The 21816-nt window shown below is 66.5% G+C and carries 17 protein-coding genes; 5 read left to right on the top strand and 12 right to left on the bottom strand.

Going from position 1 to position 21816, the window contains the following annotated elements; all coding sequences use genetic code 11:
• The first annotated feature begins 6 nt into the window (after window positions 1-6).
• Together mutS and Q8Q80_RS16125 are read left to right on the top strand one after the other, a co-directional pair.
• A complete protein-coding gene (mutS, locus tag Q8Q80_RS16130; RefSeq protein ID WP_305633903.1) occupies window positions 7-2574 on the top strand; it encodes a DNA mismatch repair protein MutS in 2568 nt (855 codons plus the stop codon).
• Window positions 2575-2720: 146 nt separating this feature from the next.
• A complete protein-coding gene (locus Q8Q80_RS16125) occupies window positions 2721-3110 on the top strand; it encodes a hypothetical protein (RefSeq protein ID WP_305633902.1) in 390 nt (129 codons plus the stop codon).
• A 23-nt stretch (window positions 3111-3133) separates the two neighbouring features.
• Here the strand turns inward: Q8Q80_RS16125 and Q8Q80_RS16120 are convergent, their stop codons facing one another.
• From Q8Q80_RS16120 to modA, 3 genes are read right to left on the bottom strand one after another with little or no spacing between them, the layout of a single operon-like run.
• Window positions 3134-4291 carry an ABC transporter ATP-binding protein gene (locus tag Q8Q80_RS16120; protein ID WP_305633901.1) on the bottom strand — a complete coding sequence of 386 codons (1158 nt, stop codon included), beginning with the start codon at window positions 4289-4291 and terminating at the stop codon, window positions 3134-3136.
• The gene (gene modB, locus Q8Q80_RS16115) at window positions 4288-4953 is read right to left on the bottom strand and encodes a molybdate ABC transporter permease subunit (RefSeq protein ID WP_305633900.1); all 666 of its coding nucleotides are present in this window, start codon (window positions 4951-4953) and stop codon (window positions 4288-4290) included. The genes Q8Q80_RS16120 and modB overlap by 4 nt, the downstream gene beginning before the upstream one ends.
• A gap of 57 nt (window positions 4954-5010) precedes the next feature.
• On the bottom strand, window positions 5011-5796 hold the full coding sequence (modA, locus tag Q8Q80_RS16110) for a molybdate ABC transporter substrate-binding protein (protein WP_305633899.1): 786 nt from the start codon (window positions 5794-5796) through the stop codon (window positions 5011-5013).
• Between the two features lie 144 nt (window positions 5797-5940).
• On the opposite strand from modA, the gene Q8Q80_RS16105 reads away from it, so the two are divergent.
• Window positions 5941-6333, top strand: coding sequence for a winged helix-turn-helix domain-containing protein (locus Q8Q80_RS16105; RefSeq protein ID WP_305633898.1), 393 nt, complete (start codon window positions 5941-5943; stop codon window positions 6331-6333).
• 52 nt (window positions 6334-6385) lie between these two features.
• Here the strand turns inward: Q8Q80_RS16105 and Q8Q80_RS16100 are convergent, their stop codons facing one another.
• The 3 genes from Q8Q80_RS16100 to Q8Q80_RS16090 form a co-directional block, all read right to left on the bottom strand.
• Entirely contained in the window at window positions 6386-7999 is a 1614-nt protein-coding gene (locus Q8Q80_RS16100; protein ID WP_305633897.1) for a SpoVR family protein, read from the bottom strand.
• The gene (locus Q8Q80_RS16095) at window positions 7996-9267 is read right to left on the bottom strand and encodes a YeaH/YhbH family protein (protein WP_305633896.1); all 1272 of its coding nucleotides are present in this window, start codon (window positions 9265-9267) and stop codon (window positions 7996-7998) included. Before Q8Q80_RS16095 ends, Q8Q80_RS16100 begins: the two co-directional genes overlap by 4 nt.
• Before the next feature lie 65 nt (window positions 9268-9332).
• On the bottom strand, window positions 9333-11255 hold the full coding sequence (locus Q8Q80_RS16090; protein ID WP_305633895.1) for a PrkA family serine protein kinase: 1923 nt from the start codon (window positions 11253-11255) through the stop codon (window positions 9333-9335).
• Window positions 11256-11887: 632 nt separating this feature from the next.
• Between Q8Q80_RS16090 and Q8Q80_RS16085 the strand changes: the two genes are divergently transcribed.
• Window positions 11888-15064, top strand: coding sequence for an error-prone DNA polymerase (locus Q8Q80_RS16085; RefSeq protein WP_305633894.1), 3177 nt, complete (start codon window positions 11888-11890; stop codon window positions 15062-15064).
• Window positions 15065-15073: 9 nt separating this feature from the next.
• Here Q8Q80_RS16085 and Q8Q80_RS16080 read toward each other — a convergent pair whose 3' ends face one another.
• The 3 genes from Q8Q80_RS16080 to Q8Q80_RS16070 form a co-directional block, all read right to left on the bottom strand.
• Window positions 15074-15424 carry a hypothetical protein gene (locus tag Q8Q80_RS16080; RefSeq protein ID WP_305633893.1) on the bottom strand — a complete coding sequence of 117 codons (351 nt, stop codon included), beginning with the start codon at window positions 15422-15424 and terminating at the stop codon, window positions 15074-15076.
• A gap of 68 nt (window positions 15425-15492) precedes the next feature.
• Window positions 15493-16611 carry an AI-2E family transporter gene (locus tag Q8Q80_RS16075; protein ID WP_305614780.1) on the bottom strand — a complete coding sequence of 373 codons (1119 nt, stop codon included), beginning with the start codon at window positions 16609-16611 and terminating at the stop codon, window positions 15493-15495.
• Between the two features lie 10 nt (window positions 16612-16621).
• Complete coding sequence (locus Q8Q80_RS16070; protein WP_305633892.1) at window positions 16622-17098, bottom strand: cyclic nucleotide-binding domain-containing protein; 477 nt, start codon at window positions 17096-17098, stop codon at window positions 16622-16624.
• Window positions 17099-17233: 135 nt separating this feature from the next.
• Between Q8Q80_RS16070 and Q8Q80_RS16065 the strand changes: the two genes are divergently transcribed.
• Window positions 17234-18859: a hypothetical protein gene (locus tag Q8Q80_RS16065; protein WP_305633891.1), complete on the top strand. Its 1626-nt coding sequence runs from the start codon at window positions 17234-17236 to the stop codon at window positions 18857-18859.
• A gap of 293 nt (window positions 18860-19152) precedes the next feature.
• Here Q8Q80_RS16065 and Q8Q80_RS16060 read toward each other — a convergent pair whose 3' ends face one another.
• The 3 genes from Q8Q80_RS16060 to Q8Q80_RS16050 form a co-directional block, all read right to left on the bottom strand.
• Complete coding sequence (locus Q8Q80_RS16060) at window positions 19153-20571, bottom strand: ATP-binding protein (protein WP_305633890.1); 1419 nt, start codon at window positions 20569-20571, stop codon at window positions 19153-19155.
• On the bottom strand, window positions 20568-21293 hold the full coding sequence (locus tag Q8Q80_RS16055) for a response regulator (protein ID WP_305633889.1): 726 nt from the start codon (window positions 21291-21293) through the stop codon (window positions 20568-20570). Before Q8Q80_RS16055 ends, Q8Q80_RS16060 begins: the two co-directional genes overlap by 4 nt.
• A gap of 93 nt (window positions 21294-21386) precedes the next feature.
• Window positions 21387-21773: a hypothetical protein gene (locus tag Q8Q80_RS16050; RefSeq protein WP_305633888.1), complete on the bottom strand. Its 387-nt coding sequence runs from the start codon at window positions 21771-21773 to the stop codon at window positions 21387-21389.
• Window positions 21774-21816: the final 43 nt, after the last annotated feature.

The raw sequence follows: 21816 nt of genomic DNA, 5'->3' as shown, positions 1-21816 counted from the left end.
TCAAAAATGAATTCATCGAACGGCGTGCCCAGCATCGATCCGTCGCATACACCGATGATGCAGCAGTATCTCGGCTTCAAGCGGCAACACCCCGATCTGCTGGTGTTCTACCGGATGGGGGATTTCTACGAGCTGTTCTTCGAGGACGCGATCCGCGCCGCGCGGCTGCTCGACATCACGCAGACGCACCGCGGCCAGTCGGCCGGCCAGCCGATCCCGATGGCGGGCGTGCCCTTCCACGCGGTAGAGCAGTATCTGGCGCGGCTGGTGAAGCTGGGCGAGTCGGTGGTCATCGTCGAACAGATCGGCGACCCGGCGACGTCCAAGGGACCGGTCGAGCGCGCGATTGCGCGCATCGTCACGCCGGGCACGCTGACCGACGCCAGTCTGCTCGACGAGCGCGCCGATTCGCTGCTGATGGCGCTGCATGTCGAGCGCAGCCGCGCCGGTGTCGCCTGGCTGAATCTGGCCAGCGGCGAACTGAAACTGACCGAAGTCGCCGCCAATGTGCTGCCTTCGCTGCTCGACCGGCTGCGCCCGGCTGAACTGCTGGTGGCCGACAGCGTCACGGCGCCGGAGGGCAGTTGGGCCGTCACGTCGCGCAGCGCCTGGCAGTTCGACGCGGGCGAAGCCACGCGCCTGCTGTGCGAACACTTCGGCAGTCGCGATCTGGCCGCCTTCGACGTGGTCGAGGTGCCGATCGCGCTGGCCGCCTGTGGTGCGCTGTTCAGCTACGCGCAGGCGACACAGCAGCGCGCGCTGGCACACGTGACGACACTCGCCGTCGAACACGACTCCGCCTGGCTGCGCATGGACGCCGCCACCCGGCGCAATCTCGAACTGACCGAAACGCTGCGCGGCGAAGCGTCGCCGACGCTGCTTTCGCTGCTCGACACCTGCGCCACGTCGATGGGGTCGCGCTGGCTGCGCCGCTGCCTGCACCACCCGCTGCGCGAACGCGCGCAGGCCGAGACGAGGCACCAGGCGGTCGATGCACTGCGTACCGACACCACCGCCGACCCGCTGCACGACGCGCTGCGCGGGCTGGCCGACATCGAGCGCATCGGCGCACGCATCGCGCTGCGCACCGCGCGGCCGCGCGATCTGTCGAGCCTGCGCGACAGTCTGGCGCGGCTGGGCAGCATCGCCGCCGCCGTGCCGCCGGACGGTGGCCTGCTCGACGACGCGCGCGCCACACTGGCGCAGCCGCTCGACGCCTGCGCCCTGCTCGCCCGCGCCATCATGGACGAACCGGCTTCGCAGCTGCGCGACGGCCGCGTGATGCGCGCCGGCTTCGACGCCGAACTCGACGAATTGCGCGGCCTGCAGGACAACTGCGGCGAATTCCTGCTGGCACTGGAAGCGCGCGAGCGCAGCCGCACCGGCATCGCCAACCTGAAGGTCGAATACAACCGCGTGCACGGCTTCTATATAGAGGTGACGAACGCCCACGTCGAACGCATTCCGGACGACTATCGCCGCCGGCAGACGCTGAAGAACGCCGAGCGCTACATCACGCCGGAGCTGAAAACCTTCGAGGACCGCGCACTGTCGGCCGCCGAACGCGCCACCTCGCGCGAAAAGCACCTGTACGAACAACTGCTGGACGCACTCGCCCCGGATCTGCCGGCACTCGGCGACATCGCCCGTGCGCTGGCGCAGCTCGACGGCCTGCTCGCCTTCGCGCGCGCCGCGCAGCGCCACGACTATTGCCGGCCGCAGTTCGTCGACGAACCCGAAATCACGATCGTACGCGGGCGCCACCCGGTGGTCGAACAGCAGGTCGACAGCTTCATCGCCAACGACACCGCCATGCATGACGCGCGGCGCATGCTGCTGATCACCGGCCCGAACATGGGCGGCAAGTCGACCTATATGCGACAGGTCGCACTGATCGCGCTGATGGCGCACTGCGGCTGCCCGGTGCCGGCGCAGTCGGTGCGGCTCGGCCCGCTGGACGCCATCCACACGCGCATCGGCGCGTCCGACGATCTGGCTTCCGGCCGCTCGACCTTCATGGTCGAAATGACCGAAGCCGCCGGCATCCTGCACGGCGCGACCGAGCGCAGCCTGGTGCTGATGGACGAAATCGGTCGCGGCACCTCGACCTTCGACGGCGTGGCGCTGGCTCAATCCATCGCCCGCCACCTGCTGACGCGCAACCGCAGCTGGACGCTGTTCGCCACCCACTATTTCGAACTGACGCAGCTGGCGCAGACCCACCCGATGTGCGCCAACATGCACCTGGACGCGGTCGAGCACGGCAGGCGCATCGTATTCCTGCACGCCATCGAAGAGGGCCCGGCGTCGCAGTCCTACGGCATCGAAGTCGCGGCACTCGCCGGTGTGCCCGGCACGGTGATCCGCGACGCGCGGCGCGCGCTGCAGCAGCTCGAAGCCAGCCGCATCAGCGCCGGTCCGCAGGCCGACCTGTTCGCGCCTGCCGCCCCGCCGCCGGAACCACCCACGCACGCCGCAGTCGATGCGCTGGCCGCGCTCGACCCGGACAGCCTGAGCCCGCGCGAAGCCCTCGATGCGCTGTATGCGCTGAAGAAGCTGGTGCAGGAGGATTGAGCTCGGCGGCGGTTTTGTGGGAGCGGCGGCCTCGCCGCGATCGGCGCAGCGATGGTCTCATTGCAGAGTGCGTATCGCGGCGAGGCCGCCGCTCCCACTGACCCACACCATCTGACGAAACTGCCCATAGAAGCACAGAGGACCCCATGACTTACGCAATCATCTGGATCATCACCGCGCTTCTGCTCGGCTTCTGGACCTTGTTGACCTGGACGGCCGACGCCGTGCTCACGTGGCCGGGCTGGAATGCCGACGCACTGGCGACCTGGCCGGGCTGGGTGGTGAGCCTGCAGCCACCCGTGTGGCTGGCGCCCTGGCTGCCTGAGCTCTGGCTGGAGTCGGCGCGACAAACCCTGCTCGACTGGGGACCGACGATACAGGCGTCGCTGCAGCAGATTCCCGACCTGACCGGCTGGCTGAGCGCCATCGTCTGGGCGGTGTGGCTGATCGGTGCCCTCGGCTTCCTGCTGATGGGGCTGGCTGCGAGCGCGATCGCGCGCATGCTGCTGCCGCGCAAGCCCGAGCCGACCCCCTGACCGGCGAGGCCGGCTGCAATCGGCTATTGCTCCACCTCAAGTGGCGGACGCGGATGCAGCGGCATCACGTGCACCAGCGCGGGATCCAGGCGCACGTCCAGCCGATCGCCGTTGCCGATGCGCTGGCGCTGCGGCCCGGCCAGCGTGATGCGCAGACTGATCTGCGGGTTGCGCTCCAGCGTCAGCGATGCGAGCGTGATTTCGCCCAGATGACGGGCGTCGCTGACCCGCGCTTCCAGCGCCTGACCGCTGCCTTCCGCACCCAGCAGGATGCCGTCACCCGGCACGACCCAGTTCACCGGCTGGCCGGGCTTGATCTTTCCCTTGTCGCGCACTTCGAGCAGCATGTCCCCGGCCTCGCTCGCGCCACCGGCCGCCGTCACCCACTTCAGCAGGCCCCAGCCGTCGCGACCTGACGGCCCCATCCAGACGCCCTGAAACCGGTTGTGCATGCCCACCAGATCGGCCACACGCGCATTGCGCGGCGCCCGATGAATGTGTTCGGGCGGCCCTTCCTGCAGCACCGCGCCGGCATCCATCACCACCAGCCGGTCAGCCAGCAGGCGCGCCTCGTTCAGGTCATGGGTCACCAGCAGGATCGGGATGTCGAGATCGCTGCGCAACTGGGCAAGCAAGCGGTAAAGCCCTTGTCGACTCATCTGGTCGACCGCCGAAAAGGGCTCGTCGAGCAGCAGCAGCTTCGGTTCGCGGGCCAGCGCACGCGCCACCGCCACGCGCTGCTGCTGGCCACCGGACAGCGCAGCCGGCCGCCGCTGTTGCTGTTCGCTCGACAGGTGCACATGGTCGAGCCAGCGCCGGGCCTGCGCGTCGCGCTCGGCCATCGGCAGGTGCAGCATGGCCAGCGCGACGTTGTCGGCCGCGCTCAGATGCGGCATCAGCGCGTAGTTCTGGAACACCAGCCCGACATGCCGACGCTGTGGCGGCAGGAAGATGCCCTGTTCGCTGTCGCACCACACCTGCCCGCCGACCTCGACGCGTCCGCTCTGCGGGCGCATCAGCCCGGCCAGCACGCGCAGCATCGATGTCTTGCCGGCACCCGACGGGCCGACCAGCGCCAGCAGTTCGCCGGCTGAACACTCGAAGCGGCCGCGCAGCGGCATCGGTTCGTGCTGATCGATCTCGACGCGCAAGGCGCGCGGTCCGTCGCGCCGGTCGCTCATCGCCGGGCCACCAGTCTGGCCGACGCGAAGAACGATGCCGCGACCGCGCCGAGCGACAGCACAAGCAGCAGCAGTGCCATGCGATCGGCCCCGGCGAGGTCGAACGACTGCACGCGATCGTAGATGGCGATGGCCACTGTCCGGGTTTCGCCCGGAATGCTGCCGCCCATCATCAGCACCACGCCGAATTCGCCCAGCGTGTGTACAAAAGTCAGCACCATGGCCGACAGGATGCCCGGCCAGGCCAGCGGCAGTTCGACACGCCAGAAAGTCTGCCAGTCGGTGAGCCCGCAGACCGACGCCGCTTCGGCGAGATTTTCGGGTATCGCCTCGAAGGCGCGCTGCACCGGCTGCACGATGAATGGAATGTTGAATACCAGCGAGGCGATCAGCAGGCCGGCGAAATTGAAGGTCAGCCTGACATCGAAGCTGTCGAGCAGCCAGCGGCCCAGCGGCGAGCCCGCACCCAGCGACACCAGAAGGTAGTAGCCCAGCACGGTCGGCGGCAGCACCAGCGGCAGCACGACGAATGCTTCGATCCAGGCCTTGCCGGAAAAGCGCGTGCGCGCCAGCCAGCGCCCGGCCAGCACGCCGAAGGGCAGCAGCACCAGCAGCGTCACCACAGCAAGTTCGATCGACAGCGAAAATGCCTGCCAGTCCATGTCAGCTCCCGTTTCCGGATCAGTACACCGGCGTCAGCCGCAGTGGCGCACGCCGGGTCACTCCTTCGGCATTTCGAAACCGTAACGACGCATCACGTCCTGTGCCGCCGGCGTCGCGACGTAATCGTAGAAGGCCCGCGCGGCCGGCGGCGCATCGCGCAGCAGCACCATGCGCTGGGCCAGCCTGCGATGCCAGCTTTCGGGGATCAGCGCGAATTCGCCCAAGCCGCCCACCTGGGGCGCCATGGCCAGCGACAACGCGATGATGCCGCCCTGACCCGAGCCGGAGGTGGCGAACTGGGCCGCCTGTGAAATATTCTCGCCCAGCACCAGACGCGGTTCGATGTCGGCCCACAGTCCGGCGTGCTGCAGCGCTTCTTTTGCGCGCGCGCCGTACGGCGCGTGTTCCGGGTTGGCGATGGCAAACTTCTTCAATCGCCCGTCGCGCAGCGCGAGCGCCAGATCCTTCAATTCGCCGTCGGCCTTCAGCGGCGAGCCCCTCGGAACCATCAGGCCGATCCGGCCGTAGGCATACAGCCGGCCGCGGTCCTGCGTCAGCCCCAGCTCGGCGAGCTTGAACACGAAGTCTTCGTCGGCCGACATGAACAGATGAAACGGTGCGCCCTGCCGGATCTGCGAGAAGAAATTGCCGGACGAGCCGAACACCAGACGCAGCTTGTGGCCGGTGTCGCGCTCGAAGCGGGCCGCCAGTTCCTCAATGGCAAACTTCAGATCGGATGCGGCCGCCACGGTCGGCGACCCGGCCGCGCGCGCAAGCGGCACGACAGACCAGGCAACGACGCACAACAGCAGGATTCGGTGGATCAGGCGAACAGATTTCACGGGCAACGCGCCTCCGCACGGTTCGATATACATTCTTATGGATATCGTTCGCCGAGTATAACGAGTACCGTATGCCGTGCAGGGTCTTCCATGCATCACTCTGACTGAAGTTCGTCCATCGACAGCGATGGACCGCGATCAACGATGAACACGAACGCTGCGCCCGACACACCCGAACACAGCACGCGGTTTCGCGTGCAGATCAAGCACGCCGTCGCGATCGGCCCGGGCAAGGCGGACGTGCTGCAGGGCATCGCCGCAACCGGCTCGCTGGCCGAAACCGGTCGCCAGCTGGGCATGAGCTACCAGCGGATCTGGTCGCTGGTCGATGCGATGAACAAGGATTTCGTCGAACCGCTGGTCATCAAGCAACGCGGCGGCGCGGCGGGCGGCGGTGCCCGGCTCACACCTACCGGCGAACAGGTGCTCGCGCTCTACCGGGCGATCGAGGAGGACGCGCGCATCGCCGCGGCACGCCGGCTGCCCGAACTGGTGGCACTGATCCGGGCGGGCGCCGGCGAGTCCGGATCGAACTGAAACGGCGCCGACCGGAATCGCGCAGCCGCGAGCAGGTCAAGTCAGGACCGGATCAGGCCGTACTCGGGTCCACGGTCCAGCGGCGCGACACATTGCCAAGACTGCCGACGCTTTCCAGATGCACCGGAAAGCCCCACAGCCGGGCGACGTGCTTGAGCACCTCGTAGGCGTTGTCGTGCAGCGGGCGCTCGTTGTGCTGCGTGTGGCGCAGCATCAGCGAGCGGTCACCGCGCAGATTGACCGACCACACCTGGATGTTCGGCTCGCGCGAGCCCAGATCGTATTGGCGCGACATGGCCTCGCGCAGGCTGCGGTAACCGGCTTCGTCGTGGATGGCCGACACTTCCAGCGTCGGATCGATCTCGTCGTCGACGATGGAAAACAGCCGGAAATTGCGCATGACACGCGGCGACAGATACTGGCCGATGAAGCTTTCGTCCTTGAAATTGCGCATCGCGTGATCGAGCGTTTCCAGCCAGTCACGGCCGGCGATGTCCGGAAACCAGTAACGGTCTTCGTCGGTCGGCGTCTCGCAGATGCGCTTGATGTCGCTGTACATCGCAAACCCGAGCGCGTACGGGTTCATGCCGCTGTAGGCCGGGTGATCCACAGGCGGCTGGAACACCACATTGGTGTGCGACTTCAACCACTCGATCATGATGCCGTCTTCGAGATAGCCGTCGTCGTACATCGTGTTCAGCAGGTGGTGGTGCCAGAACGTCGCCCAACCCTCGTTCATCACCTGGGTCTGGCGTTGCGGGTAGAAGTACTGCGCGATCTTGCGCACGATGCGCACGATTTCGCGCTGCCAGGGTTCGAGCAGCGGCGCGTTCTTCTCGATGAAATACAGCAGGTTTTCCTGCGGATCGGCCGGAAAGCGCGCCTGTTCCTTTTCCGCGGCGTCCTTGCCCGACTTCGGCGGCAAGGTGCGCCAGATTTCATTCACCTGCTGCTGCGCATACGCCTCGCGGTCCTTCGCGCGCTCCAGCTCTTGCGTCAGACTCAGCTTGCCCGGGCGGCGGTAGCGATCGACACCGTAATTCATCAGCGCATGGCAGCTGTCGAGCAGCAGTTCGACCGCATCGACGCCATGGCGCTCTTCGCAGGCCGCGACATAGTTTTTCGCGTACACGAGGTAATCGACGATCGAACCCGCGTCGGTCCACATGCGGAACAGGTAGTTGCCCTTGAAGAAGCTGTTGTGCCCGTAAGCCGCGTGCGCGATCACGAGGGCCTGCATGGCCATCGTGTTCTCTTCCATCAGATAGCTGATGCACGGATTGCTGTTGATGACGATTTCGTACGCCAGACCCATCTGGCCGCGCCGGTAGTTCTTTTCGGTGCTGATGAATTCCTTGCCGTAGCTCCAGTGCCGGTAATTGACCGGCATGCCGACCGACGCGTAGGCGTCCATCATCTGTTCGGCGGTGATGATTTCCAGCTGGTTCGGGTAGGTGTCGAGGCTGAAGCGCTGCGCCGTTGCGCGGATCACCGTGTGATACTGATCGATCAGATCGAAGGTCCAGTCGCTCGGGGCGGGCAGCGTCTGCGCCGGCCGGTCGGTCGGCGGCAGCGGCACGCGCAGCGGCGGGCGCGGACGGCGGCCGCCGTATTCGTCGGGCGTGGCCGCCTGACCGACATGCCGGCGATTGAAGGTGTCGCTCATTTTGCCGCTCCTTCCTTCCTGAACAGGTCGCGGAACACCGGATAGATCTGGTCGACTTCGCTCGCCTTGCGCATCGCGAAGGTGTCGGATTCTTCCGCCAGCGAGGCGTACTCATGCCACAGGTTCTGTTCCTGATCGACCACCTGGATGTAGGCGAAGTAACGGCACAGCGGCAGGATGCCGTGTTCGAGCAGCTGGCGGCAGCGCGGGCTGTCGTCGTGCCAGTTGTCGCCGTCGCTGGCCTGCGCCCCGTAAACATTCCACTCGTTGCGCGGGTAGCGCGCGCGGATGATTTCTTCCATCAGCACCAGCGCACTCGACACCACGGTGCCGCCGGTTTCGGTGGCGTGGAAGAAGTCGTGCTCGTCCACCTCCTGCGCCTGCGTGTGGTGGCGGATGAACACGATGTCGATCTTTTCGTAGTGCCGCGTCAGGAACAGATAGAGCAGGATGAAGAAGCGCTTGGCCAGATCCTTGCGCGCCTCGTCCATCGAGCCGGACACGTCCATCACGCAGAACATGACCGCCTTGGCCGTCGGCACCGGCGTGCGCACCCGGCTGCGATAGCGCAGGTCTATCGGATCGAGGTAGGGAATGCGGTCGATGCGTGCGCGCAACGCCGCAATGTCGGTTTCGAGCTGCTCGATTTCGTGCAGCCGTTCGGCGCTGACCGGCTGGGCGCGCAATTCGGCCAGCAGGTCTTCGAGCCGGTGCAGTTCGCGCCGCGATTCGCTGCCGAGCGCGATGCGCCGGCCGATGGCGCCGCGCATCGAGCGCACGACGTGCAGGTTGTTCGGCGTGCCGTCGCTGGAAAAGCCGGCGCGGTGCGTCTTGTACTCCGGCGTGTCGGCCAGCGTGGTGCGGATCAGGTTGGGCAGCGCGAGGTCGTCGAAGAAGACCTGCATGAACTCTTCCTTCGACAGGTGGAACACGAAGTCGTCCTCACCCCCGCCGGAATCGCTCGCCTGGCCGCCGCCACCGCCCTGCCCGCCCTTGGGCCGCTCGATCCGGTCACCGCGCACGAAGTCCTTGTTGCCCGGGTGCACCATTTCGCGCTTGCCGCCCTGGCCGTGACCGAACACCGGCTCGCTGATGTCGCGCCGCGGGATGTGGATGTCCTCGCCCTGCGCGATGTCGCGGATGCCGCGCCCTTCCACGGCCCGGCGCACCGCCTCGCGGATCTGCTCCTTGTGGCGGCGCAGGAAGCGTTCGCGGTTGCCGATGGACTTGTTCTTGCCGGCCAGCCGTCGATCAATGATCTGCTGCAAGATGTGTTCTCCGAGCCGTCAGTCGATCCGACTTCTACGTCCTTGCCCTTTTTGCGCCAGCGCCCTCACGAGCTCTTGCGCACACGCAGGTACCACTCGCACAGCAGTCTGACCTGCTTCGCGGTGTAGCCCTTGTCCACCATGCGGGTGACGAAATCTTCGTGCTTCTTCGCATCGTCGGCGCTCGCCTTGGCATTGAAGCTGATCACCGGCAGCAACTCTTCGGTGTTGGAGAACATCTTCTTCTCGATCACCGTGCGCAGCTTTTCGTAACTGCTCCACACCGGATTCTTGCCGCCGTTGTTGGCCCGCGCACGCAACACGAAATTGACGATTTCGTTGCGGAAATCCTTCGGGTTGCTGATGCCGGCCGGCTTTTCGATCTTTTCCAGTTCGGCGTTCAGCGACGCGCGGTCGAACACCTCGCCGGTGTCGGTGTCGCGGTATTCGCTGTCCTGGATCCAGTAGTCGGCGTAGGTGACGTAGCGGTCGAAAATGTTCTGACCGTACTCGCTGTAGCTTTCCAGGTAGGCGGTCTGGATTTCCTTGCCGATGAATTCGGCGTAGCGCGGCGACAGGTGTTCCTTGATGAACGAAATGTACTTCTGCTCGACATCCTGCGGAAACTGCTCGCGCTCGATCTGCTGTTCCAGCACATACATCAGGTGCACCGGGTTGGCGGCGACCTCGGTCGAATCGAAGTTGAACACCTTGGAAATGATCTTGAACGCGAAGCGGGTGGACACGCCGCTCATGCCTTCGTCCACCCCGGCGTAGTCGCGGTACTCCTGATAGCTCTTGGCGCGCGGATCAGTGTCCTTCAGGTTTTCGCCGTCGTACACCTGCATCTTCGAATACAGGCTGGAATTTTCCGGCTCCTTCAGGCGGGTGAGCGTGGCGAACTGCGCCATCATCTTCAGCGTGCCCGGGGCGCAGATGGCTTCGGCCAGCGACGAACCGCGCAGCAGCTTCTCGTAGATCTTCACCTCCTCGCTGACGCGCAGGCAGTACGGCACCTTGACGATGTAGATACGGTCGAGGAAAGCTTCATTGTTCTTGTTGTTGCGAAAGGCCTTCCATTCGCTCTCGTTCGAGTGCGCAAGCACCACGCCGTCGAACGGGATGGCGCCGAAACCTTCGGTGCCCTTGAAGTTGCCTTCCTGGGTCGCGGTCAGCAGCGGATGCAGCACCTTGATGGGCGCCTTGAACATTTCGACGAATTCGAGCAGACCCTGATTGGCCAGGCACAGGCCGCCGGAAAAGCTGTAGGCATCCGGATCATCCTGCGCGAAGGTTTCCAGCTTCCGGATGTCCACCTTGCCGACCAGGCTCGAAATGTCCTGGTTGTTTTCGTCGCCCGGCTCGGTCTTGGCGATGCCGACCTGCTTCAACACCGACGGGTAACGCTTGACCACGCGGAACTTGCGGATGTCGCCGCCGAACTCCTCCAGCCGCTTGACTGCCCAGGGCGACAGGATGCGGTTGAGGTAGCGGCGCGGGATGCCGTATTCCTTCTCCAGGATGGCAGCGTCTTCGGTCGCATCGAACAGTCCGAGCGGCGAGTCATTCACCGGCGAACCCTTGATCGCATAGAACGGCACTTCCTGCATCAGCGACTTCAGCCGCTCGGCGATCGACGACTTGCCGCCGCCGACCGGCCCCAGCAGATAGAGGATCTGCTTCTTCTCTTCCAGCCCCTGGGCGGCGTGGCGGAAGTAGCTCACGACCTGCTCGATCGCGTCTTCCATGCCGTAGAACTCGGCGAAGGCCGGATAGATCTTGATCACCTTGTTGGCAAACAGCCGCGACAGCCGCGGATCGTTGCGCGTATCCACCGTCTGCGGTTCGCCGATCGCCTTCAGCATGCGCTCGGCCGCGCTGGCGTAGCTCAGCGGGTCGCGTTTGCACTCCGCCAGATATTCTTCCAGCGAAAGTTCTTCCTCACGCGTGCGTTCGTAGCGTGCGGCGAAATGACTGACGATGTCCATGTTGATCTCCACAATCCGTTGACCTGCAAAACACCTGTTGCCCGGCATGCGCGACCGGCGGCGCACTATCGTTCGCCCTGCTTTCAGCTTGGTCTACGGCAGCGCTTGTGCAAAGTTCGATAAACACTGCAATCACCATTCTGATCCGGTCGAACACCCGTGCCGCGCGATGTCGAAACATCTGTCGATGTCGATGTCGCGATGCCCCCTAAGTTCCCCGTTCCGGGTGGTCCGGTCAGCGCGCGACACACTTCCTCTTTCAAGCAGTTGACGCGCCGGCAATCCAGACCGTTGACCGGTGTTCAGCAAGTAGCGGTCCAGTTCACGTCGGGCATTCCGCAAGGTCGTGCCCGACCGCACCGGATGGGTGGCAGACGAAGTCGGGTACAGCCTCGCCGCACGCGGCCTGCAGGCGGGGAAGTCGCCACGACCGGCCACCGCGGAGACGTATCCGGCGCGTGTTGCGGCATGCGCTGCACCTTGCATCGCCATGCACTGGTAGCGCCCGGAAATGCACCATCAAGGTGCCTGACGCAACCCGACCGATGCCGCAACACGCGATTCACCGCCCCGTATTACTGTATAAAATAACAGCACATTCGTATCACCCCATTCATTCGTGCCGATGCACCATGCCAGCCCCACTCGTCGAATACGCCGAACTGCATTGCCTGAGCCACTTCACCTTCCTGCGCGGCGCCTCCGCACCGGACGAACTGGTGACGCGCGCCGCGGAACTGGGCTATGCCGCACTGGCCATCACCGACGAATGTTCGCTGGCCGGCGCCGCACGCGCCCACCTGGCCTGGCGCAACCTGTCCGAACCGCGGATGAAACTGATCATCGGCTGCGAAGTGCAGCTGGCCGACGGCCCGAAGCTGGTCCTGCTGGCCTGCGATCGCGACGGTTACGGCAACCTGTCGGAACTGATCACGCTCGGTCGCATGCGGGCGGAGAAAGGCCGCTACCAGCTGAGCTGCGCCGATCTCGACGACGGCCTGCCCGGCTGCATCGCGCTGCTGGTGCCCGGCGCTGCGCTGCCCGACACGGACGCCGCGCTGTCGGCGCACGCCGGCTGGCTCAAGCAGCGCTTCACCGAACGTGCCTGGCTGGCCGTCGAACTGCACCACGGTCCGGACGACGCCACGCGGCTGTACCGGCTGCAGGCCATCGGTGCCGCCGGCGGGCTGCCGCTGTGCGCCGCCGGCGACGTGCACATGCATGTGCGCAAGCGCCGCCGCCTGCAGGACACGATGACCGCGATACGGCTCGGGCGCACGCTGGCCGATTGCGGCTACGCGCTGTACGCCAACGGCGAGCGCCACCTGCGCCTGCCGCACAAGCTGGCCGGTATCTACCCCGCAGCACTGCTGACCGAAACACTCAAGGTGGCTGCATGCTGCCGGTTCTCGCTCGACGAACTGCGCTACGAATACCCGGAGGAAATCGCGCCGCCCGGCCATACCACCACCTCCTGGTTGCGCGAGCTGACCGAGCGCGGCTACGTCGAGCGCTGTGCGCAGATCCGCCGCATCGTCACGCTGGACGACGCCACCTTCGCGCGCAAGGCGCAGGAGATGCGCCAACAGATCGAGGTCGAACTCGCGCTGATCGCCGAGCTGGAATACGAGCCCTACTTCCTGACCGTCTACGACATCGTGGCCTGGGCGCGCACGCAGGGCATCCTGTGCCAGGGTCGCGGCTCGGCCGCGAATTCGGCCGTGTGCTACTGCATCGGCGTGACCGAAGTCGACCCGTGGCGCGCCAACATGCTGTTCGGCCGCTTCATTTCGCGCGAACGCAACGAGGCGCCGGACATCGACGTCGACTTCGAACACGAGCGGCGCGAAGAGGTCATCCAGTACATCTATGGCAAGTACGGCCGCGACCGCGCCGCCCTGGCTGCCAGCCTGACCACCTACCGGCCGCGCTCGGCACTGCGCGACGTCGGCCGCGCGCTCGGCTACACCGACGATGCACTCGACCGGCTCACGCAGGGCCACATGTGGTGGGACGGCGGCCGCGTACGCGAAGACCGCCTGCTCGAAGCCGGCTTCCGGCCCGAAGCGCCACGCGTGCAGCTGCTGCTCGAACTGTCGAACGAACTGATCGGCGCGCCGCGCCACCTGTCGCAGCATGTCGGCGGCTTCGTCATCGCACGTGGCCGCCTCTCAAGGCTGGTGCCCATCGAAAACGCCCGCATGGCAGAGCGCTGCGTCATCCAGTGGGACAAGGACGACCTCGAAGCGCTCGGCCTGATGAAGGTGGACGTGCTGGCGCTGGGCATGCTGACCGCCATCCGCAAGTCGCTGGACGCACTGGCGGCGTTCGAAGACGGGGATCCGGCCGCGGCAGGAAAAGCCCCGCGCACGCTGGCCGACATTCCGCACGAAGACCCGGCGACCTACGACATGCTGTGCCGCGGCGAGTCGACCGGCGTGTTCCAGGTCGAGTCGCGCGCGCAGATGAACATGCTGCCGCGACTGCGACCGCGCCGTTACTACGATCTGGTGATCCAGGTCGCCATCGTGCGGCCGGGGCCGATACAGGGCGGCATGGTGCATCCCTATCTGGCGCGCCGCCACCTGCCACCGGAACGCATCGACTATCCGTCGGACGCGCTGCGCCCGGTGCTCGAACGCACGCTGGGCGTGCCCATCTTCCAGGAGCAGGTGATGCAGCTGGCCATGGTTGCTGCCGGTTTCACCGCCGGCGAAGCCGACCAGATGCGCCGTTCGATGGCGGCCTGGCGGCAGCGCGGCACGATGGAGAAATTCCAGCAGAAACTGACCGATGGCCTGCTGAAGAACGGTTACACACCTGCATTTGCGGCGCAGATCTACCGCCAGATCGAAGGTTTTTCCGGCTATGGCTTTCCGGAATCGCACGCCGCGAGCTTTGCGCTGCTGGTGTACATCTCCTCCTGGCTCAAATGCCATCACCCGGCCGCCTTCCTGTGCGGCCTGCTGAACAGCCAGCCGATGGGTTTCTATGCGCCAGCGCAACTGATCGCCGATGCGTGTGCGCACGGTGTCGACATCAGGCCGGCCGATGTATCGGTCAGCGGCTGGGACTGCGTGCTCGAAGCAGAACCGCACAGCGTGGCACCGGGCGTGCGCCTGGGCCTGCGCATGGTCAAGGGGGTAGAACAGGACGCGGTGCGGCGCATCGTGGCGGCGCGCGCGCAGGCGCCGTTGTCGAATGTCGATGACCTGACCCGCCGCGCCCGGCTGGACCGCCGGCAGCTCGGCTGCCTGGCCAGCGGCGGCGCGCTGCAGTCACTGGCCGGCAACCGCCATCAGGCGCACTGGCAGGCTGCCGCACGCCGGCCCGACGCGCTGCTGCGCGACGCACCGGTGAACGAGCAGGTGCTGGCGCTGGCCGCTCCGCGTGAAGGCGAAGACATCGTGGCCGACTACGCCAGCCTGGGCTTCACGCTCGGCCGCCATCCGCTGGCGCTGCTGCGCAGCCAGCTCGCCGCGCAGCGCTTCATCACTGCGGCCGAATTGCGCCGCCTGCCAGACCGCGCACTGGCGCGTGCCGCCGGCATCGTCACCTGCCGCCAGCGCCCCGGTACGGCCAGCGGCGTCATGTTCGTCACCGTCGAGGACGAAACCGGGCTGGCCAACATCATCGTGCACAAGGACCTGCAGGAGCGGCAGCGCAGCGAAGTGCTCGGCGCCACGCTGCTCGGCATCTACGGCCAGGTGTCGCGCGAAGGCGAGGTGATCCACCTGATCGCCCGCCGGCTGGTCGACCGCTCGCCGCTGCTCGGCGCTCTTGCACCGCGCAGCCGGGACTTTCACTGACGCCGGGACTCAGCGTGCCGGAAACACCAGCAGCGCGTCGCCGACATCGAAGATGAGCACGATGTCGGCCTCGGGGCGGGCTGCCGCAGCCTGCAGCGTATCGGACCAGTTGCGGAAGAAGACCGCCTTGTCTGGGGTGACAGACCACCTGCACAGCGCGGCGTGCGACCGGTCAAGTGACAGGCACAGATAGTCGCCGGTACCGCGGTGCGTCAGCGCGAAGCCGAGGAAGCAGGCTTCGGCCGGCACATCGAGCAGGTGCTTGAGCTGCGCCACCGGCGAACCGTCAGCCGGACCGTCCGGGGCGGCTGCGGCGTCTGCGGCGTCTGCGGCAATCGGTCTGGTTGCATACCTTTTCATGTCGCCCCTCCATCAACCCGATCGTCATACTAGCAAGCGCCATCGGGAGGCGGAAGATGCCCGGGCGATCAGAGGTCGCGCGTGACCGCCTGCCAGCGCAGGCGGCGGGCGTGCGCGTGGCGCGCGCGCAAGCGCGGGTCTGACGCCACGATGCTCAGCGTTTCGCCGACCACCATGATGACGCCGAGCACCGGCAGCACCAGCAGCAGACCCGCCACGCCGGCCACCGCACCGCCGACGAAAATCATCAGCACGGTGATCAGCGGATGCATGCGCAGGCTGCGACCGATGGTGAGCGGCATGAAGATGAAATCGTCGAGCAGGCGCACCAGGATGAACAGGCCGATCGACGCGTACGCAATCGACGGCGAACCGGGAAAATCGGTTGCCGCGACCATGACCACCAGCGCGCAGCCGATGACCGAGCCGACGAATGGAATCCACGCCAGCACCGCGGTGATGATGCCCAGCGTCAGCGGCGACGACAGCCCGATGACCCACAGCCCGGCCGCCAGACAGACCGCATCGAGCACGGTCAGCTTGACCAGCCCCTGGAAGTAGGCGCGCGTCGTGCGGTCGACCTCGTACAGCAGATGCAGCGTGCGCTCGAAGTAGGCGTTGGGCACGGCGCGCGCAAGAAAGCGCTGGAAGCGGCGGCCGTCGCGCAGGAAGAAATAGGCGAGGAAAGGCGCGAGCAGCATGGACGGCAGCCAGGCGGCGACCGACATCATCAGCGACGGCAGCCGGTTCTGCGCAAAGCCCTCGCCGGCCACCGCAATGTAGGACGACACGGCGTCGGCCACATGTGCATCGCGCATGAAACGGGACTGTTGTTCCAGCGCACGCAGGGTCTGGTCGAGCAGCAACAGGCCGCCCTGCAGATAGCGCATGCCGGTTTCCTGCACGCCGACCGCCTGCGCGGCAAAGCGCGGCAGCATGAATGCGAAGGCGCCGACCAGCAGCAGCGCGAACACGCCCACCGTGATGTTGGCGGCCGATTCCTGCGACAGGCCGGCGAACATCAGCCGCTGCATCGGATACGCCAGAAAGTAGTAGGCGATGAGCCCGAACAGGAAGGGCAGCACCAGCCACAGCACCTGCTGGAACAGGTAAAGCGCCAGGGTGGTGGCGAGCAGGATGCCGCACCAGGCCAGCGGCCCGGCACCGGAAGGTCGCAGCCGCCTCATGCCTGCGCGCTCACAGATGACCGTCCTGCCGCTGCCCCGCATTGGCCTGACGCAGCCGGCTGCCGAGATGACGCGCCAGCGACAGCGCAATCTTCGACGCGATCTTCGGGTGGGTTTCCAGCAGGTTCATGAAGTCGGCGCGAAAAAACACGACCAGCACACAGTCGGCCGTGGCGCGGGCCTGCGCTGCGCGCGGCGCCTGATCGAGCAGCGCCAGTTCGCCGAACACCTCACCGGCGGCCAGCACGGCCAGACGCTGCTGGCGCCCGCCGTCATGGCGCAGGATTTCGACTTCGCCGGACACGATGGCATAGATCGCCTCGCCGTCATCCCCTTCGTCGAACACCACCTCGCCCGCGAGGTAGCTGCGCTCGTGCCGCAGTGCCTGCACCACCGGCATTTCGCGCCGGCTCAAGGTCGAAAACAGCTTGATCTGGCGCAGCGGATGCGGCGCTTCGTGTGCATCATGGCGGCCAAACAAGCGCACGTCGGACTCCGTTCGGTAGGGCATCGATCTCAACGCCGGAGCATACCGAGTTTTGTGCGCGCAAAAGTACGCCGGACGCGGAATTCCCCCTATCCTTGCCGGTCACAGGCACGGCCAAAAAAATCAATACAGACCATGACATCCCGACTGCTGCACTGGCTGGACCTGAACATCCTGTCGCTCGGGCGCGACATGCGCCTCTCCTACCTGCCGCCGCTGATGGTCTACATGGCAGCCGGCATCCAGGGCCTGACCGGCATCGTCGGCACCTTCTTCGTCAAGGACTACCTCGGTCTGTCGGCGGAGTTTCTCGCCGCACTGGGTTTCTGGGTCGGCATTCCATGGGCGCTGAAGATTCCGATGGGCCATCTGGTCGATCTGGTGTGGCGCTACAAGAGCCTGCTGATCTACCTCGGCGCCAGCATCATCGCAGCCAGCCTGCTGATCATGGCCGGCCTGATCGCCGGACGCGATGCGATGGCGGCCATCCTGCCGATCAATACCTGGTTCGTGCTGAGCGCGCTGTTGAGCCCGATCGGCTACGTGCTGCAGGACGCGGTGGCCGACGCGATGACGGTCGAGGCGGTGCCGCATGTCGAGGAAGACGGCACGCCGGTCACGCCCGAACGCCTCAAGCTGATGCACACCACGATGCAGACCCTCGGCCGGGTCGCCATCATCGGCGGCAGCGTGCTGGTGGCACTGGTGAACCTCTATCTGTTTTCCGGCAGCGAAACGCTGCCGGAAGCCGAAAAGGTGCTGCTGTACCGCGACATCTATCTGATGGCGCTGGTCATTCCGGCGGTGTCGGTGGCCGGTGTCGCCTTCGCGGCGCTGCTCAAGATGCGCCACATGCGGGCGCACATGGCGCGCGGCCTTTCACGCGCCGAAGCGGCGGCGCTGCTGCGCGACCCGGACGGCAACACCACACCCAACTGGTGGATCATCGGCGGCAGCGTGGTCTTCGTGACCTTTACGCTGACAATGGGGCTGTCGAACCTGAAATGGAATCAGGAAATCATTTTCGTCGGTTCGTTCGCCATCATCGCCTTCCTGATGGCGAAGCTCACGCGCGAACTGGACACCCGGGCACGCAACACACTGATCGGCACCGCGCTGGTCATTTTCATGTTCCGCGCAACGCCAGGCACCGGGCCCGGTGTGTCCTGGTGGTCGATCGACGTGCTGGGCTTCGACCAGGCCTTCTTTTCGGTGCTGTCGCTGATCGCCAGTTCGCTGACGCTGATCGGCATGTTCCTGTTCCGCCGCTTCATGGCCGAGCGGTCCATCCTGTACGTCGTGGGCTTCCTGACCGCGGCCAGCTTCGTGCTGTCGATGCCCACACTGGGCATGAGCATGGGGCTGCACGAATGGACCGCAAGCGTAACCGGCGGTGTCGTGGACGCGCGCTTCATCGCGGTGATCGACACCGCGCTCGAGTCACCGCTGGGTCAGATTTCGATGATTCCGATGCTGGCCTGGATCGCCAATTCGGCACCGGCCCATCTGAAGGCGACTTTCTTCGCGGTGATGGCGTCCTTCACCAATCTGGCGCTGTCGGCCAGCCAGCTCGGCACCAAGTACCTGAACCAGATCTTCACGCTGGCGCGCGAAGTAAAGGACCCGGCAACCGGTGCCGTCGTGACCGCCGCCAACTACAGCGATCTCACGTCGCTGCTGCTGACCGTGGTCGCCATCGCCGTGCTGATGCCGGTCAGCGCCATCCTGATCGCCCGCGCCCTGCACCTGCGCAGCGCATAGCGCGTTTCACCGGGCCTCGCGTCGGCGAGGGTTTCGGCGAACACCGCTCGCCGCCCGTGGAGCCGGTCGGCCATGCAGGGCCGACCGTGGGACGGCTCCTGCGAAGACCGCGAGGGCTTCGCAGCTGGCGACGTTTTTCGCAGGAGCGGACCCTGTCCGCGATGTGTGCGTTGATCAGGCGACAGCGCGTGCTCGGAGACCGCAATTACCTGCCGGGCGGGCTTCTGATCGACCCTGGTGACCCCCCGGGTGCCGCCTCGCAATCTTGAATCGTGGCCCGGCTGCCGCTGGCCTCAGGGCGCGATCGGCAACACCAGGCTGGCGCGCAGTCCGCCTTCGGGCCGGCGGCTCAGCGTGATGTCGCCGCCCTGCGCGCGGGCCACGGCGCGGGCGATGGCGAGACCCAGGCCGCTGCCACCGGTGTGGCGGGCGCGTGACGCTTCCAGCCGCACGTAGGGTTCGAATACCCGCTCGCGCTCGGCTTCCGGAATGCCCGGGCCGTCGTCGTCGATATCCACCCGCGCTTCGGTGGCGGTGCCCGACACGGTGACGCGGATCTTGCCGCCGCCGTAGCGGCGCGCGTTGTCCATCAGATTGGCCAGGCAGCGACGGGTGATCGACGGCCGCACGATGACCGGCTGCGCCACGCTGCCGCTCACTTCGATGTCGGCACCCAGCGCGGCGATGTCGTCGGCCACACCTTCGACCAGCGCGTCGAGCCGGGTCGGTGCGGCAGCTTCTGAACTGTCGCCGGCGCGCAGGAAGGCCAGGGTGTCGTCGATCAGCGTTTCCATGTCGGACAGATCGCGCTCGATGGCCTCGCGTACCGGGCCTTCGGGCAATTGTTCCAGGCGCAGCCGCACGCGGGTGATCGGCAGCCGCAGGTCGTGCGACACGCCGGCCAGCGCCTGCGCCCGGGTGTGGATCAGCGTGCGCAGCGCGCGCTGCATGCTGTTGAAGGCGCGTGCGGCGCCGGCCACTTCGCGCGGCCCGGATTCGCCCAGCGGGGCCTGTTCGAGGTCGCGCGCCAGCCCGTCGGCGGCGCGCGCGAACATGTCGAGCGGCCGGGTCAGCCGGCGTACCACCCAGATCGACAGCAGGCTGACGACGACGGCCACCAGCAGCAGGCTGCCGATGATGCGCAGCGGTCGCTCGGCGACTGCGGGGGGCGGCGAGTAGCGGAAGGTGACCACGGTCCCGTCGTCCAGGCGCGCCTGCGTCGACACGTTTTCGGCATGCGGCCTGGCGAGCAGCCGGGCCAGTGCTGGCGGTGGCGGAGGTGGCGGTCGCAGCGGCAGCGCGTCACCGGCCGGCGCGCCGGCGGGCGCCTTTGGACGTTCCAGCGTGATCACCTGATGCACATGCCGTCCCGCAATGCGTTCGCCGACCTTGCTGGAAAACGCCTCGAATTCCTCGTCCACCGGCCGCGCGTCGTCATGCCAGGGCTCGTCGAGCGACAGCGTTGTGCTCGGGCTTGCCAGCAGCCGCACCAGACGGGCCCGGCCGGCCGGGCCGGTGTCGTTGATCAGTGCGATCGATTCGGCCACCCGGGTCGCGGCATATTCGCTGCGCACCTGACGCGACAGGCGCACCCGGTCGTCCACCACCAGCCACAGGCCGATGCCATTGGCCACCAGCAAGCCGCCGAGCAGCGTCAGCAGGATCTGGCCGAACAGCGTGCGCGGCATCAGGCGCGAGAAAAACGCGCTCAAACGTGTTTCTCCACCGGCACCGACAGCACATAGCCTTCGCTGCGCAGTGTGCGGATGATGCGCGGTTCGCGGCCGTCGTCGCCGAGCCGGCGGCGCAGCCGGCTGATCATCACATCGACCGTGCGATCGAACGGACCGGCGCTGCGACCGGCCAGCACATCCATCAGCTGGTCGCGCGACAGCACGCGGTTGGGGCTTTCGGCCAGCGCGTTCAGCATGCGGAATTCGCCGCTCGACAGCGGTGTCACGACGCCCTGGGCGTCCACCAGGTGGCGCGCACCCAGATCGAGCGTCCAGCCGGCGAATCTGAGCGTACGCACATTGCCGTCACCGTCCGGCTGCTCGGGGGCTCGGCGCAGGATGCTGCGCACCCGGGCCAGCAGTTCGCGCGGATGGAATGGCTTCGGCAGGTAGTCGTCGGCACCCATTTCGAGGCCGATGATGCGGTCGAGTTCGTCGCCGCGCGCGGTCAGCATCAGGATGGGCAGGCGCGATTTCGCGCGGATTTCGCGGCACAGCGCGAGGCCGTCGTCACCGGGCAGCATCACGTCGAGAATCAGCAGGTCGCACGCTTCGTGGGCGAGTGCGGCGCGCAGGCCCGGGCCGTCAGCCACGGTGCGCACGTCCATGTCCTGCTTGCCGAGATAGTCGCGCAGCAGTTCGCGCAGGTCGGGGTCGTCATCGACGACCAGAATGCGCGGCTTGGGATTGGCGATGTTCATGCATGCAAGCTTAGCGGCTTGCCGCCGCCGCGCATGCACTCGGGACAAATCCACACAGCCGGTTTACGCGCTGTTAACAATTGCGCCGCGCACTCAGTGCGCGCTGTTGCGCCGTGACCGGGTCGAGGTCAGCGCGACCAGACCGAGCAGCAGTCCGGCGGCGGCGTAATCGGCGCTGTACAGGATCAGGCCGGCGCCGCCGCTGACCACAGCCAGTGCCGTCAGCGCGGGGATGCGCGTCGCCACGGCCAGTGCGCCGGACGCCAGCGCCAGCCAGCCGATGCGCTGGTCGATGAACAGCTGCGGCGCGTAGCGCCTTGCAGCGCAGCGCCAGTCGTCGCTCGTTGCCGCGCACAAGCCATGCAGCGCGTCGGATTCCATCAACCCGTAACGCAGCGCCGCGCTGGCCGCGACGGCGGCGGCGAAGGCGACGATCAGGCCGGTGAGCGGCGCGTTGCGGTGAAACAGGTGTCGGTTCATGGGCGGGGGAGTGTAGGCGGAGTCCGTCGCCGCAGGGCAACGG

Origin of the sequence: Methyloversatilis sp. (genome assembly GCF_030698125.1) — a bacterium.
Lineage (GTDB): Bacteria > Pseudomonadota > Gammaproteobacteria > Burkholderiales > Rhodocyclaceae > Methyloversatilis.
Note: the sequence above shows the minus strand (reverse complement) of the source record. Positions and strands in the feature narration are given on the sequence as shown.

What these genes read in the sequence shown, in the direction of transcription:
- modB (WP_305633900.1), bottom strand. Translation starts at nt 4,953, where the DNA reads ATGGACTGGCAGGCATTTTCGCTGTCGATCGAACTTGCTGTGGTGACG.
- Q8Q80_RS16080 (WP_305633893.1), bottom strand. Translation starts at nt 15,424, where the DNA reads ATGAAAAGGTATGCAACCAGACCGATTGCCGCAGACGCCGCAGACGCC.
- Q8Q80_RS16125 (WP_305633902.1), top strand. Translation starts at nt 2,721, where the DNA reads ATGACTTACGCAATCATCTGGATCATCACCGCGCTTCTGCTCGGCTTC.
- Q8Q80_RS16085 (WP_305633894.1), top strand. Translation starts at nt 11,888, where the DNA reads ATGCCAGCCCCACTCGTCGAATACGCCGAACTGCATTGCCTGAGCCAC.
- Q8Q80_RS16050 (WP_305633888.1), bottom strand. Translation starts at nt 21,773, where the DNA reads ATGAACCGACACCTGTTTCACCGCAACGCGCCGCTCACCGGCCTGATC.
- Q8Q80_RS16120 (WP_305633901.1), bottom strand. Translation starts at nt 4,291, where the DNA reads ATGAGCGACCGGCGCGACGGACCGCGCGCCTTGCGCGTCGAGATCGAT.
- Q8Q80_RS16055 (WP_305633889.1), bottom strand. Translation starts at nt 21,293, where the DNA reads ATGAACATCGCCAATCCCAAGCCGCGCATTCTGGTCGTCGATGACGAC.
- mutS (WP_305633903.1), top strand. Translation starts at nt 7, where the DNA reads ATGAATTCATCGAACGGCGTGCCCAGCATCGATCCGTCGCATACACCG.
- Q8Q80_RS16105 (WP_305633898.1), top strand. Translation starts at nt 5,941, where the DNA reads ATGAACACGAACGCTGCGCCCGACACACCCGAACACAGCACGCGGTTT.
- Q8Q80_RS16090 (WP_305633895.1), bottom strand. Translation starts at nt 11,255, where the DNA reads ATGGACATCGTCAGTCATTTCGCCGCACGCTACGAACGCACGCGTGAG.
- Q8Q80_RS16075 (WP_305614780.1), bottom strand. Translation starts at nt 16,611, where the DNA reads ATGAGGCGGCTGCGACCTTCCGGTGCCGGGCCGCTGGCCTGGTGCGGC.
- Q8Q80_RS16065 (WP_305633891.1), top strand. Translation starts at nt 17,234, where the DNA reads ATGACATCCCGACTGCTGCACTGGCTGGACCTGAACATCCTGTCGCTC.
- Q8Q80_RS16100 (WP_305633897.1), bottom strand. Translation starts at nt 7,999, where the DNA reads ATGAGCGACACCTTCAATCGCCGGCATGTCGGTCAGGCGGCCACGCCC.